Source organism: Pseudoalteromonas sp. S2755 (assembly GCF_005886535.1).
GTDB lineage: Bacteria > Pseudomonadota > Gammaproteobacteria > Enterobacterales > Alteromonadaceae > Pseudoalteromonas.
The window spans coordinates 18407-35227 of sequence record NZ_PNDS01000063.1 but is presented as its reverse complement, the minus strand read 5'-3'; the positions used below and the strand labels follow the sequence as shown (position 1 = coordinate 35227).

Sequence of the window (16821 nt, the reverse complement as noted above, 5' to 3'; positions counted from 1 at the left end):
AAATCTCGAAATTGTCGGGCATTATACTGATATGCGAGCTACTAATACAGTATTCAAGCCGATTGTTCTGCTTTTTACGCTTTCGTTGAACGAAAATAAGAATAAGTTAACGGATTGAAATAAAACCCTATGCAAGCGCAGAGGCTTTAAATACAATAGCTAAAAAAGGAAAGCAAAAATTAGGCACTTATTTTTATGTTGATTATTAGCTTGTCATTAATCGCCTGTCTCTTTTACATCATGGCCACCAGCCATGTTTTATCGCGCTTATTTGACAAACAAGGTCCAGATCAAAAGAAAACCTTAATATTAAGCACTGTCGCCATTTTGACTCATATGCTAGTGTTGGTAAATTCAGTGTTTACGCACCAAGGACAAGATCTCAGTACCGTCAACGTTGCCTTGTTAACCTGTTGGGTTATCGTTGTTTCTGTAACGACCGTATCTTTACGCTTCCCTGCAACATTATTGCTGCCCGTGGTGTATGGCTTCGCGGCTATTTTGTTATTAGCAAGCCTATTTATTCCACACCACATTATTATGCATACGATAAACATAGATGTTGGCCTCGTTTTACATATTTCACTTTCTTTATTGGCTTACTGTGTGCTTATCATCGCCACGCTCTACGCCATTCAATTTATGTTTATTGATAAACGCTTAAAACAGCGCGATTTGGCGATCATGACCAGCCATCTACCGCCACTTATGCAAGTGGAAAGGCAGCTTTATCAGCTGTTATTTGTAGGCACAGGTTTATTAACACTGGCATTAGCATCCGGTTTTTACTTTTTAGACGGTATGTTCGCCAAAGAGACTATTCACAAAACCATTTTATCTATCGTTGCATGGCTTATTTATGTCGTCGTCGCCTTTGGGCATAAGCAGTTCGGCTGGCGCGGTAAGTCTGTGGTGATTTCAATCATAGCGGCTTCTGGCATCGTGACTTTAGGTTACTTTGGTAGTCGCTTTATACAAGAAGTGATTTTAGGCAGGTTTTAAACTTTAACTTGACTATCGTAACTCACTAACGCTTAATACTCTTTCGTAAGTAAAAAAGGGATCCACTGTTGGAAGACATATCGACCAGCGCCTTGTTTATCATACTCGGCGTGCTCATTTTGATGTCGGCTTATTTTTCTAGTTCAGAAACCGGTATCATGTCAATCAACCGTATTCGTCTACGCCATCTTGAAAAAGAGAATCACCGTGGTGCGAAGCGTGTAAGTAACCTCCTTAACCGTCCTGACAGACTGATTGGTCTGATCCTGATCGGAAATAACCTCGTCAATATTGCCGCTGCGCAGGTGGCTACTATCATTGGATTACGCCTATATGGTGATATGGGTATCGCAGTTGCTACTTTTGGTCTCACACTCGTGGTCCTTATCTTCGCTGAAGTTACACCTAAGACTCTCGCAGCTTTATACCCTGAGAAAGTCGCGTTCCCAAGCTCTGTTATCCTAAAAGTATTGTTGAAGGTCTTGTTTCCTTTAGTTGTGGCGACCAACTGGATCACCAATGGTATGTTACGTTTGGTCGGGATCACACCACAAGAGATTGAAGAGCACAGCCTAAGTAAAGAAGAATTAAAAACCGTGGTAAATGAGTCAAGCGCTATGTTGCCCTCAAACCACCAAAACATGCTTACCTCTATATTAGACTTAGATCACGTGACTGTAGAAGACATTATGATCCCGCGCAGTGAAATCAATGCGATAGACATCAATGACGAGTGGAAAGATATTGCTCGCCAGCTCACGAACGCGCAGCACACCCGAGTGCTACTTTACCGTGACCAAATTGATGACGCGGTTGGTTTTATCCATGCTCGTGATGCGCTACGTCTGCTAACAAAAGAGCAGTTTGATAAGCCGTCACTACTACGTGCGGTAAGAGAGATTTACTATGTGCCGGAGAATACCTCACTCAATACACAGCTGATCAAATTCCAAGAAGCCAAAGAACGTATTGGTCTTGTTGTTGACGAGTATGGTGACATTCAAGGTCTGGTTACGCTTGAAGATATTCTTGAAGAAGTCGTTGGTGACTTTACCACCACGCAGACGCGTGCGCCGAGTGAAGACGTAAACATGCAGCGTGATGGCTCAGTTATGGTTGACGGCAGTGTAAACGTGCGTGACTTAAATAAAGAAATGAGTTGGGACTTACCTACCGAAGGTCCTAAAACTCTCAGCGGTCTGATTGTAGAGCACCTTGAAGATATTCCAGATGCGCCTCTTGGCTTAACGATTTCTGGTTATAAGATGGAAGTCATTGAGATTAAAGAAAACATGATCAAGATGGTGAAAATTTCTTCTACTACCAATTAGCTTGATTAAGTGGTCTATTTTGAGGCAAGAAAATCTTGTCGATAACACCGCTACCGCGTCCTGCTATCGCCAAGGTACCTACATCCATATAGGCAAGGCAAAAATTTTACTATTTAGTTGCTCTAAATGAGAAATTTTTAACGCAGTTAGCGTCAGATTTGATCCTTCAAATTGAGCAAGTATTAAGACTAATTGGTATAACTCTTAAGCGAGTAAAAGCTAAACCCTAAACTCAATTGCGGTGTTGAAAATAACACCGCAATTTACTCAAGAAAAAATTCTCTCGAACCAGTTCTTATCTAAATCATCTTCACAGCGTTTAAGTTGAACGGCATAGCGCGCAGCACGATGCTTTACCTTATTTGCGACTTGCATTAACCATTTCTTATTCTTATATGTACCACGACGATAACCGCCCCAACCTTCATGATAATTGAGGTATTGTGCGTAGGCGTCCCATTTCGACACGCCGTTTACCTTGTGAGTTTTGTATACGAACCAAGCCATAAAATCGATGGCGTCTTCAAAGTCATCGCGATCTGCACCTGAGTTTCCAGTTTCACGAATATAATCAGACCAGGTCGGAGTTTTGGCTTGAGAGTAGCCATAAGCAGAGCTTACTCTGCCAACAGGAATAAACCATAGGAAATATTCCATTGGAGGCGCCGCATCGTGACGAAAAGAGCTTTCTTGGTACATCATGCTCATCAGTACATGCTTTGGTGAGCCCCATTTATCTTGAGCATCACGAGCGTCATAATACCAATCTTCTTTTTCCTCAAAAATCTTACAAATATCATGAGGTTGTTTAGGTGGTGCAGTAGCACATCCGGATAAAACAGCGACGAGACTAATTAAAATTAATTTTTTTTGCATTTTTTTCGAAACCTAATGAACTTTTACAATTTGCATTGGTCTGAACTTATGAATGCAGCAGTTTAGCATTGTTTCATCCCTGAAATTTATTTGCGCAGCCTTATGGCTGCGCTTTTTTATGCCTTGTGCATTATGCCCTTGAAAAATAATCGTCAAGGAAAGCAGTAAAGTCTACAGAATCAGCCGCTCTAACCGCTGCCTCATCTTCAAAAGACTGACGTGCAAATGACTTCAGCGTATCTTCATCGTAATAGCCGTATTTGATATCTTGATGAAGCTGCTTATATTTGTTCGCTAGTTCAATGCCCATTGAGCCTTGTTCTAAGGTACGACTCTTCAGCTGAGATAGCAACTGCCCAGAAAAAGTAAGTGCAGGCGTTTCAATTGCCAACATTAATTTTTCCACTGTTGCCACATAGACTGATTTTTCTGTACTCCCATCTAACATTTTTGCAACTTTAAGTAAGTCTGTAAAAATCTCAGTGCCCCACTGTTTCACACTCACAGGCTCACCCGCTTTACTCAGTTCAAGTGCTGTACAGCGACCTTGATTAACCACCTGATGTAAATTCTTACCAGCGAGCTTTTGCGCATCAAACGAGAGTTCAGGGCTTGGCTTTAACAAACAATAGGTTAAGAACACATCTAGGAAGTGGATTTGCTCAAGACTCACACCAGTATGCTCGAATGGGTTAACATCCAGCGCACGAATTTCGATGTACTCAATACCACCACGTTCAAGTGCCTGAGTCGGCGTTTCACCAGACTTGGCATTACGTTTTGGTCTAATTGGCGAGTAGAACTCGTTTTCAATCTGTAAAATGTTGCGATTCAGCTGTTTTGGCTCTGCCGCTCGATAGTCTGGAATTTCATGATATAAATTGGAGCGGCAACGAATGGCTTGTCGCAAGCCCGCAATATACTCATCCAGATCGTTATACATCACCTTAAGCGAACTTTGTGCGCTATTGGTATAACCTAAATCACCCAGTCTAAGTGCGGTGCCATATTCAAGGTATATAGAGCCATTTTCTAGCTTACTAAATGGCAAGTCGCTCTTTTTGCCTTGCAAAAATGACGGACAAAGCGCAGGAGATGCGCCAAACAGGTAGCTTATCAGCCACATTTCACGCTTGAAGTTACGAATAAGGCCTAAATACTGTTGGGAGATAAATGATTGCTGAGGTTTATCGTCTTCAGACATCACTTGCAGGCTTTGCCATACGGTCTCTGGAAACGAAATATTGAAGTGCACACCCGCAATGGCCTGCATCATACTACCATAGCGATTTTTTAGCCCTTCACGATATAGCGTTTTCATTTTGCCGATATTAGAAGTGCCAAACTGCGCTAGGACAATATCTTCTTCATCCTCAATAAAGCATGGCATCGACAAAGGCCACAGTAACTCATCACCCATGTTAGCCAAAGTAAACTTCTGTAGATCAGAAAGTTGCGCTAATGTCTCTTGTGGATCTTCACTCACTGGTGTAATAAATTCGAGCAGCGACTCAGAAAAATCAGTGGTAATATGACCATTGGTCAGTGCATGGCCCGTCTTTTCTGGATGCGGTGTTTTCGCTATTTTTCCCGACCCTTGGATCCGTAATGCCTCACGTTCGATACCTCTTTTGATACCTTTGAAAACGCCGCGATGCGCGCCGTCAGACAAAAAGTCCAGCTTAGTGTTTAAGTCTAATTGTTTCAAAAATTCTTCCTCGAACCTACAGGCCAATTTCAAGTTTATGGGGTCGAAACCAAATTATACCAAGTGTATTCATCAAATGAGTGATTTAAACCGAGCAATCAATTTAAATATGGCTACTTTTAGTACACTTAGGCCTTAATAATAACTTTGCCAACATGCTTACCACTTTCCATACAGTGATGAGCCTGCGCAATATCCGCCATCGCAAAGTAATGACTTACGTTGATGCTGATTTTGCCAGCTTGGTACGCCTGATACAAATATTTAAGATCGTCTAAATTACTCGCAACCAACATACCTTCAGCCCTTACATCCCTTGTCGTGGCTCGCTCACAGACGATTTCTTTGGTGACGCTGGGAATGGTCACTAGGTGCGAATCCGGCTTCATCGAGTCGACACACTGTAATGCAATATCGCCACCAATTAAGTCCAGTAAATCGCATTCAACTTGGTGCTGATAAAATTCGTCATAACTTATTGCCGTTACCTTGAGCTTCGACAACAATTCGTGCTCAGGGCGGGTCGAGACCGCGATAACTTTTCGCCCTTGGAGCTGTGCTAGTTGAATTGCTAAATGCCCCACGCCACCAGTTGGTGCCAATACATATAATGGACGATCACGATTAGAGAATTTATCTAACGCTTGTTTTGCTGTAAGACCCGCAAGACAAAGACCTGCAATATCTGGACTTTCTTGCAAAGAAACCTTGATGAGTTCTGACTCAAGCGCCACTAGATAATCACTATAGGCCCCGGGATTACTTGCAAATCCAATCATACCGATGACAAGATCGCCTACTTTAAATTGGCTATCTGAGCCATGAACCTCAACCACCTCACCATACAGATCGTATCCGAGCGGCAAAAAGGCATCTGCACTTTTTTGCGCTGCAACATAACCAAGACCTTGTCTGGTTTTCACTTCAATAGGATTAATACTGGTACTGCTTACTTTTACCAGCACTTGGCCTAAGGTTAGCGTTGGCAAAGAAATAGTGGTGCTACACAGTTGACTGCTATCACCAAATTCGTAAATACCATAAGTGGTTGAGTTATTTATCATATGCGGCTTGCTTAGAAAACAGTTTGGTATCTTTGTAGAATACGCGAAAGGGTAAGGAGTTTGAAGAAATTTACGGTATGGGAGGGAAAAACGCTCTTACAGTATGGCTGTAAGAGCGTTTAGCTATATTTAGTGATTGAACACTATCTGGTCATCAAGCACCTCGACTTTAATGGTATCACCAGTCACAAACTTACCTTGCAGCAAGTCCTGCGCCAACGGGTTTTCAATGTATTGTTGTACGGCTCGTTTAAGAGGACGAGCTCCATATACAGGATCAAACCCGCTTGCAGCGATTTTATCAAGCGCGGCATCACTAAGCTCGAGTGCAAACCCTCTTTCAGTTAAACGTTTACTCAATCTGTCTAACTGGATACTCGCAATTTCTTTAATGTGTTCATTGATAAGCGGGTGGAACACCACAGTTTCATCAATACGGTTAATAAACTCAGGTCTAAACTGACTAGCCAGCACGCCCATAACACGCTCTTTGAGTGTCGCGTAGTCGTTACTTCCTGCTTGCTCCTGAATGACATCCGACCCTAAGTTGGAGGTCATAATGATCACTGCATTTTTAAAATCAACCGTGCGACCTTGACCATCGGTCAAGCGCCCATCGTCCAAGACCTGTAATAAGATGTTAAATACATCTGGGTGCGCTTTTTCCACTTCATCAAGCAAAATCACAGAATAAGGACGGCGTCTTACCGCTTCTGTCAAATAGCCGCCTTCTTCGTAGCCAACATAGCCAGGAGGTGCACCAACCAAGCGCGCAACTGAGTGTTTTTCCATAAATTCGGACATATCAATGCGCACCATGGCATCTTCCGTATCAAACATAAAGTTGGCTAACGCTTTGGTCAGCTCCGTTTTACCCACCCCTGTTGGACCTAAGAACAAGAACGAACCAATTGGGCGATTAGGATCTGCAAGTCCCGCTCGCGAGCGACGGATAGCGTTAGCAACCGCATTAACAGCTTCGTCTTGACCAATCACTTTTTTATGAAGCTCGTCTTCCATTTGCAGTAACTTTTCACGCTCACCTTGAAGCATTTTTGCGACCGGGATCCCAGTCCAGCGAGATAAAATTTCTGCAATTTCATCTTCACCGACCTGGTTTTTTAGTAGACTCATTTCCTGCATTTCAGCCTGAGAAGCAAGGTCTAGTTTTCGCTCAAGCTCAGGGATCCGACCGTACTGTAGTTCAGACATACGTTGCAAGTCACTTGCTCGACGCGCAACTTCTAGATCTAAACGCGCTTGCTCTAGCTCAGCCTTAATCACTTGCGTGCCTTGTAATGAGGCCTTTTCTGCATTCCATACTTCATCAAGCTCACGGTACTCGGTTTCTAATTCATTGATGAGCGTTTGCATCTCGGTGCGACGCTTTTGACTCGCTTCGTCTTTCTCTTTTGCCAGCGCGTTATCTTCCAGTTTTAGTTGGATAATACGGCGCTCTAGCCTGTCTAATTGCTCCGGTTTTGAGTCAATTTGCAGTCGAATTGAAGACCCTGCTTCGTCTATCAAATCGATAGCTTTATCTGGAAGCTGCCGATCTGAGATATAACGATGTGATAAATTAGCCGCAGCGACAATCGCGGGATCGGTAATATCCACTGAGTGATGCAGCTCGTAACGCTCTTTTAAGCCACGTAGAATCGCGATGGTGTCCTCAACAGTTGGCTCTGCAACAAATACTTTTTGGAAGCGACGCTCAAGTGCTGCGTCCTTTTCAATATACTGACGATACTCATCAAGTGTGGTTGCCCCCACGCAATGAAGCTCCCCACGGGCTAGTGCGGGTTTTAGCATATTGCCCGCATCCATTGCACCGTCGGTTTTGCCCGCGCCTACCATGGTATGGATTTCGTCAATAAAGAGGATGACTTGGCCTTCTTCTTTAGCCAGCTCGTTTAATACCGACTTTAGGCGCTCTTCGAATTCACCACGGTATTTGGCTCCAGCCACCAACGCGCCCATGTCCAGCGATAGTACGCGCTTACTTTTCAAGCCTTCTGGAACTTCACCGTTGATAATACGCTGCGCGAGTCCCTCAACGATGGCGGTTTTACCAACGCCTGGTTCACCGATAAGTACAGGGTTGTTTTTAGTACGGCGCTGTAGTACTTGAATAGTGCGGCGAATTTCGTCGTCACGGCCAATAACCGGATCAAGCTTACCTTGCTCAGCACGCTCAGTGAGATCGATGGTAAATTTCTCAAGAGCTTGGCGAGTGTCTTCAGCATTAGGGTCATCGACTTTTTGACCCCCTCGAATAGCCTTAATGGCTTGCTCTATCTTTGGCTGGGTGATGTTAAGCGCTTTGAAAATCTCGCCTAATGGGCCTTTATCTTCGCACGCAGCAAAAACAAATAACTCGCTGGAGATATATTTATCTTTACGCTTTTGTGCATATTTATCACACAGATTGATCAGTGAAATAAGGTTATTTGAAAGCTGTACATCACCACCTACACCTTCTACTTTAAATAGCTTTTCAATGGCTTGTGACAGCTTAGTATTAAGCTCGTCGGCACTCACGCCAGCTTGTGCTAATAATGCACGCACACTTGAGCCGCTCTGTTGGAGCAAAGCATACATTAAATGAACAGGTTCAATAAATTGGTGATCGCGCCCAAGCGCTAATGACTGCGCATCGGAAAGCGCAGCTTGGAATTTGCTTGTAAATCTATCTAAACGCATGATTTATTTACCCATATAAAATATTGAATTACCTTATTTATGGGTATTAACTGAACGAAGATCAAGCGTAAAAGTAATAATTTACCCTGATTATTTGCGCCAAATCAAAGTTGCCATACGGCCCGTTGTTTTGTCTCTACGATAGGAAAAATATTGCTCGGGCATAGTTACTGTACAGTGTTTATCGCCGTAAAAATCCTTTACACCCTGCTCGCGTAATAACGATTGTGCAAGCTCGAAAATATCCGCAAGATATTTACCGTCTTTTTTAGCAACAAATGCCGTATTTCGTTGCGCCTCAAAAGCCTGTACAACGTCTTCACCCACCTCGAATGCACTAGGCCCAATCGCAGGGCCAAACCATACACAGATCTCTTCAGGTGCACAGTTAAACTTAGCCAGTGTTTGCGAGATAATTCCAGCAGCAAGAGGCTTCCAACCACCATGGATAGCGGCCACCTCCTCGCCATCTTTTGATGCAAGCAAAATGGGCAAGCAATCTGCCGTCATGATAGCCAGAGGTGTTTGGCGCAAGCGAGTATATAAGGCGTCGGCCTGATGAACCTGCGCGATTTCAAACTGCTCGTCGACCACTACTACTTCTGCGCCATGCACTTGCTCAAGCCATACAATCGGGTTGGCCACATAACCATGTAAAATTCTGCGATTTTCGGCTACATGTTCTGCATTATCACCAACATGAAAGGCTAGATTAAAGCTATCGTACGGCGGTGCTGAAACACCGCCTTTGCGTGTTGTTGATAATGTCCCAATGAACTGGGTTAATGGCCACTGAGCAAGTTGCATCTTATAACGTTAAATCCGGGTTTTCTTTGGTATCTTCTCTAAGCGCTGCTACCAGCTTAAGCATATCTTCAGGCACAGGCGCTTCCCATGTCATCATCTCACCAGTAATTGGATGAGCGATACTTAGTTTTATAGCATGCAATGCCTGACGTTTAAACTCTCTTAATTGCTCGGTTAATCCTTGAGTCGCATTTCTTGGTGGGCGAGGACGGCCGCCATAGAGCTGATCGCCAATTAACGGATGATTCAGATACGCCATATGTACACGAATTTGGTGTGTTCTACCGGTTTCTAGGCGCAGGCGCAGGCGCGTGTGTGCTCTGAACTTTTCAGCAACACGGTAATGAGTGATAGCAGGCTTACCCATCTCATGCACTGCCATATGTGTACGCTTGGTTGCGTGACGACCGATTGGCTTTTCAATCATACCACCTGCGGTCATCGTGCCATTACAAACTGCTTCGTATTCACGTGTGAAGTTTTCACGGGCCTGTAGGTTTTTCACCAAGTGCGTTTGTGCTTGGATGGTTTTCGCCACAACCATTAGGCCGGTCGTATCTTTATCTAGACGATGTACGATACCAGCACGAGGTACGTTAATGATCTCTGGGTGATGGTGAAGCAGAGCATTTAACACAGTGCCATCCGGGTTACCGGCTCCCGGGTGAACCACCAGCCCCATGGGCTTGTTTATCACGAGAATATCATCATCTTCATAAACAATGTCTAACTCTATATCTTGCGCTTCGTACTCACGTTGCGCTTCGATAACCGTCTCGATAGCGACACTTTCACCACCAAGTAACTTTTCACGAGGGGTGTTGAATACTTCACCATCTACGGTGACTTTATCTTCAAGGATCCAAGTTTTTATTCTTGAACGAGAAAAATCCGGGAACAATTGCGCCAATATTTGGTCTAGACGTTTACCACCGAGTTCAACTGGAACCTCCGCTTGGAGGGAAATTTGCTCTGACATCTGAAACTTTACCTAATTTACCAGTGCAAGCCGTGCTCGACTGGGTTAGAATCGTATTAATGCATAGTTTACTCGGTTTTGCCGAGTTGGCCTAGCCGAAGAAAACAAAGGTAGTAAAATAAAATGATTAAAAACTTAAGGACACACGCCTTTAGGCTGGCGTTAGCCGCGTCTGTTTTAGGTTTGGCAGCCTGTTCATCTGCACCAGAACAAGAAGATATTGAACGCGTACCAAACAAATCCGCCCAAGCGCTTTATGAAGACGCTAAACAAACATTAGATTCCGGCTTGTATGCCCGCGCCATTGAATTATTAAGTGCAATTAATGCTCGTTATCCGTTCGGCCCTTACGCAAGACAAGTTCAAATGGACCTAGTCTATGCATATTATCAAACAGGTAATACCGACCAAGCACTTGCGACTATTGATCGTTTTATTCGCTTAAATCCAAATCATAAAGACCTCGACTACATGTATTACATGCGAGGCTTGGTTAGCATCAAGGCTGATGAAAACGCATTCCAAGAATATTTCGGTGTAGACAGGGCTGACCGTGATGCCAATCGCACCCGTGTTGCTTTTCAGGATTTAACCACGTTAGTTAAAAACTATCCAAACAGTCCGTATGCACCAGAAGCGAAAAAGCGCTTAGTCTGGCTACTAAACAAAATGGCTCGCTATGAGCTCAGAGTCGCTGAATATTACTTCGAACGTGAAGCATACCTTGCCGCAGCAAATCGTGGTAAATATGTAGTCGAGCACTACTCTCAAAGTAGTTATCTGACCCAAGCTTTTGACATTATGGAAAAAAGCTATCGCAAACTTGGCCTTCAGGACCTTGCGGATAACGTGAAAAAAGCCAAATCGGTTAACGCACGTAACAAATAAATAGAGTGCTAAGTCACGATACCGCTGAGATCGTGACTTATCTCCCGCCAGTATTCACCTTCAAGCTTTCTACAGCAGTAAAAGCACTAGCTTCCTGTACATGGAAATTAATCGTCAGCGTGTTTTATTTGATTGTAGTTGTAATCAGGAAGGAATTAGGCTGCCCATAATGGAGGGAAAGCAGCCCTAAAAGGTAAGCATTTGACTGAGCGGCGTATTAAATTGCTTCTTCGTCCTCTTCACCGGTGCGGATCCGAACCACACGCTCAACATCCGTCACAAAGATTTTACCGTCACCAATTTTGCCCGTTTGCGCGGTTTTTAGGATAACTTCAATCGCTCTGTCCACGTCTTCATCTGCGGTAACAATATCAAGCTTTACTTTAGGCAAGAAATCTACCATATATTCAGCACCGCGATATAACTCAGTATGGCCTTTCTGACGACCAAAGCCTTTTACTTCACATACCGTCATACCCGTGATCCCCACATCCGAAAGCGCTTCTCGGACATCATCAAGTTTAAACGGTTTAATTATTGCTTCTATTTTCTTCATGACTATCTCGATTCCTTTGGTATAGCGTCGATTTTAGACAATCCGCTTGCCCAAGGCAAACAAAGACATTGAAAGTTGAAGTGATTTCACGCAATAATAATAATCATAAATTATTACTTTTTGGTTGTGAGGCGGTAATGAAACAATCAGCGGGATTCAATCTACTAGAACTAATGATAACCATCGCTATATTGGCTATCGTGCTGGCCATTTCATTTAGCTTTGATGGCAACCTGCTGCAACGTAACCGAGCAGAGTCCTTTTTACAAGAATTACAGCGCAATATTGCATTTGCTCGTGTAAAAGCAACCGCTGCAGACGAAATTGTCATTCTCTGCCCAGCTCCCCCAACCAATATTCAAGCTAGGACTGCATTTACTTGCCAAGATAATTGGGCAACGAACAGAATTAGCGTGTTTGTTGATAGTGATAAAAATGGCACATTTAGTAATGGTGATACTATCCATAGAACTATGGAGGTCGTAGACGATAACGACACTATGGTATTTTCTGGTGACAATCGTCTAAGGTTTGATTCAAGCGGACTCTTAAGTGGCTCAAATGCTGGCAATTTTACCTATTGTCCTGGCAGTGACGACAACAATCAACAGTTAAGTGTTTCAACCGCTGGCACAGCATTATATCGCGGAGATACAACAGATACCTGTGGATAGCCACAAAAGTACTGATACGTAAAATATCTCTTCGCTTCAACCTTGCCTTTAACATACAAACAACTAGGCTTAAGGAAAATGTAATTCGAGGCAAAGGATATGCGTCGCTATATGGGTTTTTCCCTACTGGAATCTTTAGTGTGTTTGGCGATTATCACCATCGTCAGTTTATTTTCTCTTCCCAGTCTTACGGCTTTATTTCAGTTTGATAAACCAAAAATAAAACTTGAAGCACTGCGGCGAGCGATTAATTTGGCTCGCATTCAAGCTGTTGCAAGCGGTGCAACCGTTACTTTGTGCCCACTGAAAAATAATCGCTGCGACAGCAAAGAATGGCACACTCAGTTAACGGTTTTTATTGATTACCACCCCCAAGGTGAGTTTTCAGGCGATGATTATAAATTAGCTGTTGTGGACTCAGTAGACTCAGGGGACATGCTCACCTACCCAAGAAACGCCATTATATTTCGCCGCTTTGGCCATCTTGCGGGACTCTATAACGGTACTTTTGTCTACTGTAATGCAAATTCTACCGTGGGATTGTCGTTGTCAGTTAGCTACACAGGGAGAAGCACTTTAAAAGATACAGATGAGTGTCAAAAGTAAATAACCTAAGCTTCGGATAAGTAGTATTAATACAAAGGGGGATCAATTACTCCCCCCGAAAATTAACGCTCCCAACACCTATCGATAGCGTCTTGATTCGTGGTCCCAGTAACACCACGAACGCCAAGCTCATCAATAGTTAAAGCTGGGCACTGTTCATCACCTCGAACGGGCCCTGCAGCGGCTGTTGCAACGATTCTGAAAGTATCGTTGGTGACATTTTCAAGTGTTACATTGAAGTAGCCATTTTCTGTTGCTGTTGGCACACCAATTGCTGCTAGATTATCGCTGTAAGCTCTATTATCAACAAAAAACTGCTCTTGCTTATTCGCGGCGTCAAGTAACAAAGTCATAGCATCAGCCCTCGCCCCTCTTCTCACATACTCAGTGTAATTAGGGTACGCAATCGCAGAGAGAATACCGATGATCACCACCACTATCATTACTTCAATCAGGGTAAAGCCTGACATTGCTTTGCCTTGGGTACTATTTCTTCTCATCGCTATCTTCCCTCTTATAAATATAAAGTTGCCTTGTTCTGATCCCAGAGGTTTTATCTTTAAAGATAATAACCTTGTCGTCATCGCCTACAACTGGCACTGGTTCACCCGGTATTCCTGGCGGCACAAATGGATTACTGTCATCAGCTATAATCCCAGGGCCTGCAATATAAGGAACTCTTTTACCATTTTCATCTTTGCGTACAACTAGAGTCGGTGTATCCGGTAGATCCTGCGAAGTCACGTAAGTTTTCCCTGTGCCATAATGTAAGTGGAACATGTATAGCTGCCCCTTACCACCCGTTAACGTGCATTGCTGGGTAGCCTGATCTGCAGGTGTAAATGAAGTAAAGTAAGCAACTCCTCCAATTACAGTAGCACCGGATAGCGATTTTTCACCACCTGATAACTGATACTTCCAGCCATTAAACTTAGCCAATTCTACTTCTAGTTCAACAAAGTCATCAATATCATCTACAGCGTTTCCAAACGGATCACTCTTCATTTCCATTAAATCAGAAATTAATATAGGGTCTGGAATATCGTTTACAAAAGATTGCGTTTTCGTATGAATATCCCTAATCATGAAAAGATAGTCAGTCACACTTGAATCTGTCGGCTTAGAGCGATTACCGCTGCCGATAACGATGGCGTCAAACGGTGTATCTCTGCGCTCTTTTATTAAATTCCCATTATATCTAGTCTCAGTTACCTTACTATAAAAGGTACGAGCAATATTTGGACGATAAAAGAAGCGCCTATCTTCATTAGCAGAGCTACTCCCCAAACGCGCCAATTCAAAATGCGTCCAAGGTTCCGTACTATCAGATGGGTTCGGACCGGGTATGTCAATTCTCCAGATACTCCCCGCGGTATCCGCTAGATAAATTCTGTCAATATAGCCATCATAGTCTGAGTCTGTTAACGTTGGCTCAGCAACAATACTGTGCTTACCTTTAAACGCATCTCCAGTAAGCGACCAGACGATATCAGCATTGTTTGACATGATATCAACCATGTAAATTCCTACGCCTTTATCATTATCATCGCTACGTGAAACATTGTCTTTATTGATATTGTATCCTGCGGCAAAAACCAATACCGGTCTATCCTTTTGCTTTTCAATAAAAGTCACCACAGGTTTGGACCACGTTTGCCCTAAATTCTTAAACTTATTTGAATCACCAGAAATAGGTCCACCCCACAACAGCTTGGGCGAATCTGGGTTGGTAATATCAAAACCATAGTATTTATTACCACCGCGACGCATTCCCACAAAGGCCCAAACCTTATCACCCGCTTCCACCTTACGATTTTTATTTACATCGTGAAAGTACACAGTAATTGGTCCATCTAGACCATACAGTTTGGTTTCTGCTTTACTTGTTTTGACTGGATTCAGGATAGGTAATAAAGAACCTGGGATAAATGCCCAGCTTTCAGTTACACTATTTCCTTGATCTTTAAACATATGAAGCATGCCCGCGTTAGTGCCAATGAGCACGCGAATATCGCCATTGCCATAGTCAACCGTTGCAGGCTTTGAATGTAGGGGATCGGCGAATATGTCTGCTCTTCTTTCAGATCTCAAACCGTCACCATCATCGTCGTCAACGTCTTGACCTATCGCCCAATTAAAAATACTTTGTATCTCGCTTTTACTTGCACCACTTAGCTCCATTGCGGTGGCAAGTTTGGTTAAATTACCATAGGCACTTTCGGCGTTATTATAAGTGAAATCAACTAAATCGCTGCCACCAAAATCAGAGAGGACTTTTCTAGTAAGCTGATTTTCAAGGGCATAGTTAACCCCGCCCTTTTCTATATTATTGCCATCTTTTGACTCCGCTTGCGACCAATACGTTGTGATGTTGCTATCAATAGCACCCTTGTTATCTATCGCTTTGGTTCGCTCCTGACCTACTATTTCTGTACCCACAAACTTTAGCTTTTTCAGGTTGCCACGCCAACGCGTATGTGTTTCCGGTTTAAACTGGGTGTAGTAAAGTGCATCACCTGTTTGGGTTTGATCTTCAGCATTTGCGGACACCGTTGGTGAACTAAAACTTGCACTCACATTTCTGATATTGGTAATGGTGGTTTTGAGCACGTCCGACAGTTCATTTGCAGTATGCGCATGAAGATATTGCCCACCACCTTGCGTCGCGGTTTCTTTAAGCAGATTTATGCCTGTACCCGACATACCATTACCAAAACCAATCGTGAAGACCCGTGCAAAATCGTGTTCATCAGGTGTAGAAGGATATAAGTCAACTTTAACTTGAGACGTACCGCGCATTGTTTTAGCTAATGCGGGTAAATAATTTTTAGTGACGCCAGAGCCTTCATTTATATCAAAGTAATTGGGATAAGAGCCATAGACTGAAAAATATTCATTCACTATGCTATTGTTAGAGCTAGTGTCACTGGTTGGATCTCCATCTGTCATTAAAATTAAATTAATTGAGGTATCGCAACGTTCCTCCGCGCCACGGGCTGGAGTAAACGCGGAGATATAATTACCACGACGCTCTATACTCTTATCTCTATCGTTTCCACCGTTTTCGCCCCAGTAGACATCCCCTCCTTTAAGGTAGTTATACAACTCCCATAAGGTTTCAGATAACGGCGTTGAGCCAGACGCTGGTAATGCATTTATTTTTTCTATAATGTCATCACTACTACTACCAATACCATTTAATATATAACCGCCACTTGAAGAATATAGGCGAGATAAACCAAATTGGATATCTGCGTTATCATTCACCAGTTTACGCATCGCGTTTTGCGCAACTTTGAGGCGGCTATCAGCACAGCCCTGTACAGCTTGATTGTACTGATTTGCTTGATAACAGTTACTACCGTTAAAGCACTCTGTTTCTCGGTAGCCATAACGTGTTTCATAACGCCAGCCAGTCCACACGCGATATGAGTAACGCTCATAACACGCCTTACCATTTTGCGAGTCCCACGCCATACTGCCTGATGTATCGAACAACATCAGTACCCGAGGTTGCTCACGAGTAGAAACATTATGTTTAACATAAAGCTCAATGTCTTCTGCTTGAGCGGTTTGTAATAGCGCCGTTAATGCAACTATCGTGTATATTAACTTATTCATATCAGT

General features: G+C 43.3%; 14 protein-coding genes. 5 read left to right on the top strand and 9 right to left on the bottom strand.

The features are described 5' to 3' along the window. Positions 1–195: 195 nt before the first annotated feature. Both CWC03_RS11935 and CWC03_RS11930 read left to right on the top strand, forming a co-directional pair. On the top strand, positions 196–1002 hold the full coding sequence (locus tag CWC03_RS11935) for a cytochrome C assembly family protein (protein ID WP_017216167.1): 807 nt from the start codon (positions 196–198) through the stop codon (positions 1000–1002). A gap of 68 nt (positions 1003–1070) precedes the next feature. Then, complete coding sequence (locus CWC03_RS11930) at positions 1071–2333, top strand: HlyC/CorC family transporter (RefSeq protein ID WP_095727508.1); 1263 nt, start codon at positions 1071–1073, stop codon at positions 2331–2333. Positions 2334–2600: 267 nt separating this feature from the next. Here the strand turns inward: CWC03_RS11930 and CWC03_RS11925 are convergent, their stop codons facing one another. The 6 genes from CWC03_RS11925 to rluD all read right to left on the bottom strand — a co-directional run bounded on the left by CWC03_RS11925 (position 2601) and on the right by rluD (position 10470). After that, complete coding sequence (locus CWC03_RS11925) at positions 2601–3209, bottom strand: transglycosylase SLT domain-containing protein (RefSeq protein WP_128726857.1); 609 nt, start codon at positions 3207–3209, stop codon at positions 2601–2603. Between the two features lie 130 nt (positions 3210–3339). Beyond that, entirely contained in the window at positions 3340–4917 is a 1578-nt protein-coding gene (gene gshA, locus CWC03_RS11920; RefSeq protein WP_138582119.1) for a glutamate--cysteine ligase, read from the bottom strand. Positions 4918–5045: 128 nt separating this feature from the next. After that, positions 5046–5981 (bottom strand): NADP-dependent oxidoreductase, encoded by a 936-nt coding sequence (locus tag CWC03_RS11915; protein ID WP_138582118.1) that lies wholly within the window; start codon positions 5979–5981, stop codon positions 5046–5048. Between the two features lie 129 nt (positions 5982–6110). After that, positions 6111–8684: an ATP-dependent chaperone ClpB gene (clpB, locus tag CWC03_RS11910; protein ID WP_138582117.1), complete on the bottom strand. Its 2574-nt coding sequence runs from the start codon at positions 8682–8684 to the stop codon at positions 6111–6113. Positions 8685–8774: 90 nt separating this feature from the next. After that, entirely contained in the window at positions 8775–9491 is a 717-nt protein-coding gene (gene pgeF / locus CWC03_RS11905) for a peptidoglycan editing factor PgeF (protein WP_138582116.1), read from the bottom strand. A 1-nt stretch (position 9492) separates the two neighbouring features. Further along, positions 9493–10470, bottom strand: a complete 978-nt coding sequence (rluD, locus tag CWC03_RS11900) for a 23S rRNA pseudouridine(1911/1915/1917) synthase RluD (RefSeq protein WP_138582115.1) — start codon at positions 10468–10470, stop codon at positions 9493–9495. Between the two features lie 123 nt (positions 10471–10593). On the opposite strand from rluD, the gene CWC03_RS11895 reads away from it, so the two are divergent. Further along, on the top strand, positions 10594–11358 hold the full coding sequence (locus tag CWC03_RS11895) for an outer membrane protein assembly factor BamD (protein WP_128726863.1): 765 nt from the start codon (positions 10594–10596) through the stop codon (positions 11356–11358). 217 nt (positions 11359–11575) lie between these two features. On the opposite strand, the gene glnB is transcribed toward CWC03_RS11895, so the two are convergent. Beyond that, positions 11576–11914, bottom strand: coding sequence for a nitrogen regulatory protein P-II (gene glnB / locus CWC03_RS11890; RefSeq protein WP_010371023.1), 339 nt, complete (start codon positions 11912–11914; stop codon positions 11576–11578). Between the two features lie 137 nt (positions 11915–12051). Between glnB and CWC03_RS11885 the strand changes: the two genes are divergently transcribed. Together CWC03_RS11885 and CWC03_RS11880 are read left to right on the top strand one after the other, a co-directional pair. Continuing rightward, complete coding sequence (locus CWC03_RS11885; protein WP_249314018.1) at positions 12052–12588, top strand: GspH/FimT family pseudopilin; 537 nt, start codon at positions 12052–12054, stop codon at positions 12586–12588. Positions 12589–12687: 99 nt separating this feature from the next. Continuing rightward, positions 12688–13194 carry a GspH/FimT family pseudopilin gene (locus CWC03_RS11880; RefSeq protein ID WP_249314017.1) on the top strand — a complete coding sequence of 169 codons (507 nt, stop codon included), beginning with the start codon at positions 12688–12690 and terminating at the stop codon, positions 13192–13194. A gap of 62 nt (positions 13195–13256) precedes the next feature. Here CWC03_RS11880 and CWC03_RS11875 read toward each other — a convergent pair whose 3' ends face one another. Both CWC03_RS11875 and CWC03_RS11870 read right to left on the bottom strand, forming a co-directional pair. Continuing rightward, positions 13257–13694 carry a type IV pilin protein gene (locus CWC03_RS11875; protein WP_138582113.1) on the bottom strand — a complete coding sequence of 146 codons (438 nt, stop codon included), beginning with the start codon at positions 13692–13694 and terminating at the stop codon, positions 13257–13259. Then, complete coding sequence (locus CWC03_RS11870) at positions 13681–16815, bottom strand: pilus assembly protein (RefSeq protein WP_138582112.1); 3135 nt, start codon at positions 16813–16815, stop codon at positions 13681–13683. The genes CWC03_RS11875 and CWC03_RS11870 overlap by 14 nt, the downstream gene beginning before the upstream one ends. Between the last annotated feature and the right edge of the window lie 6 nt (positions 16816–16821).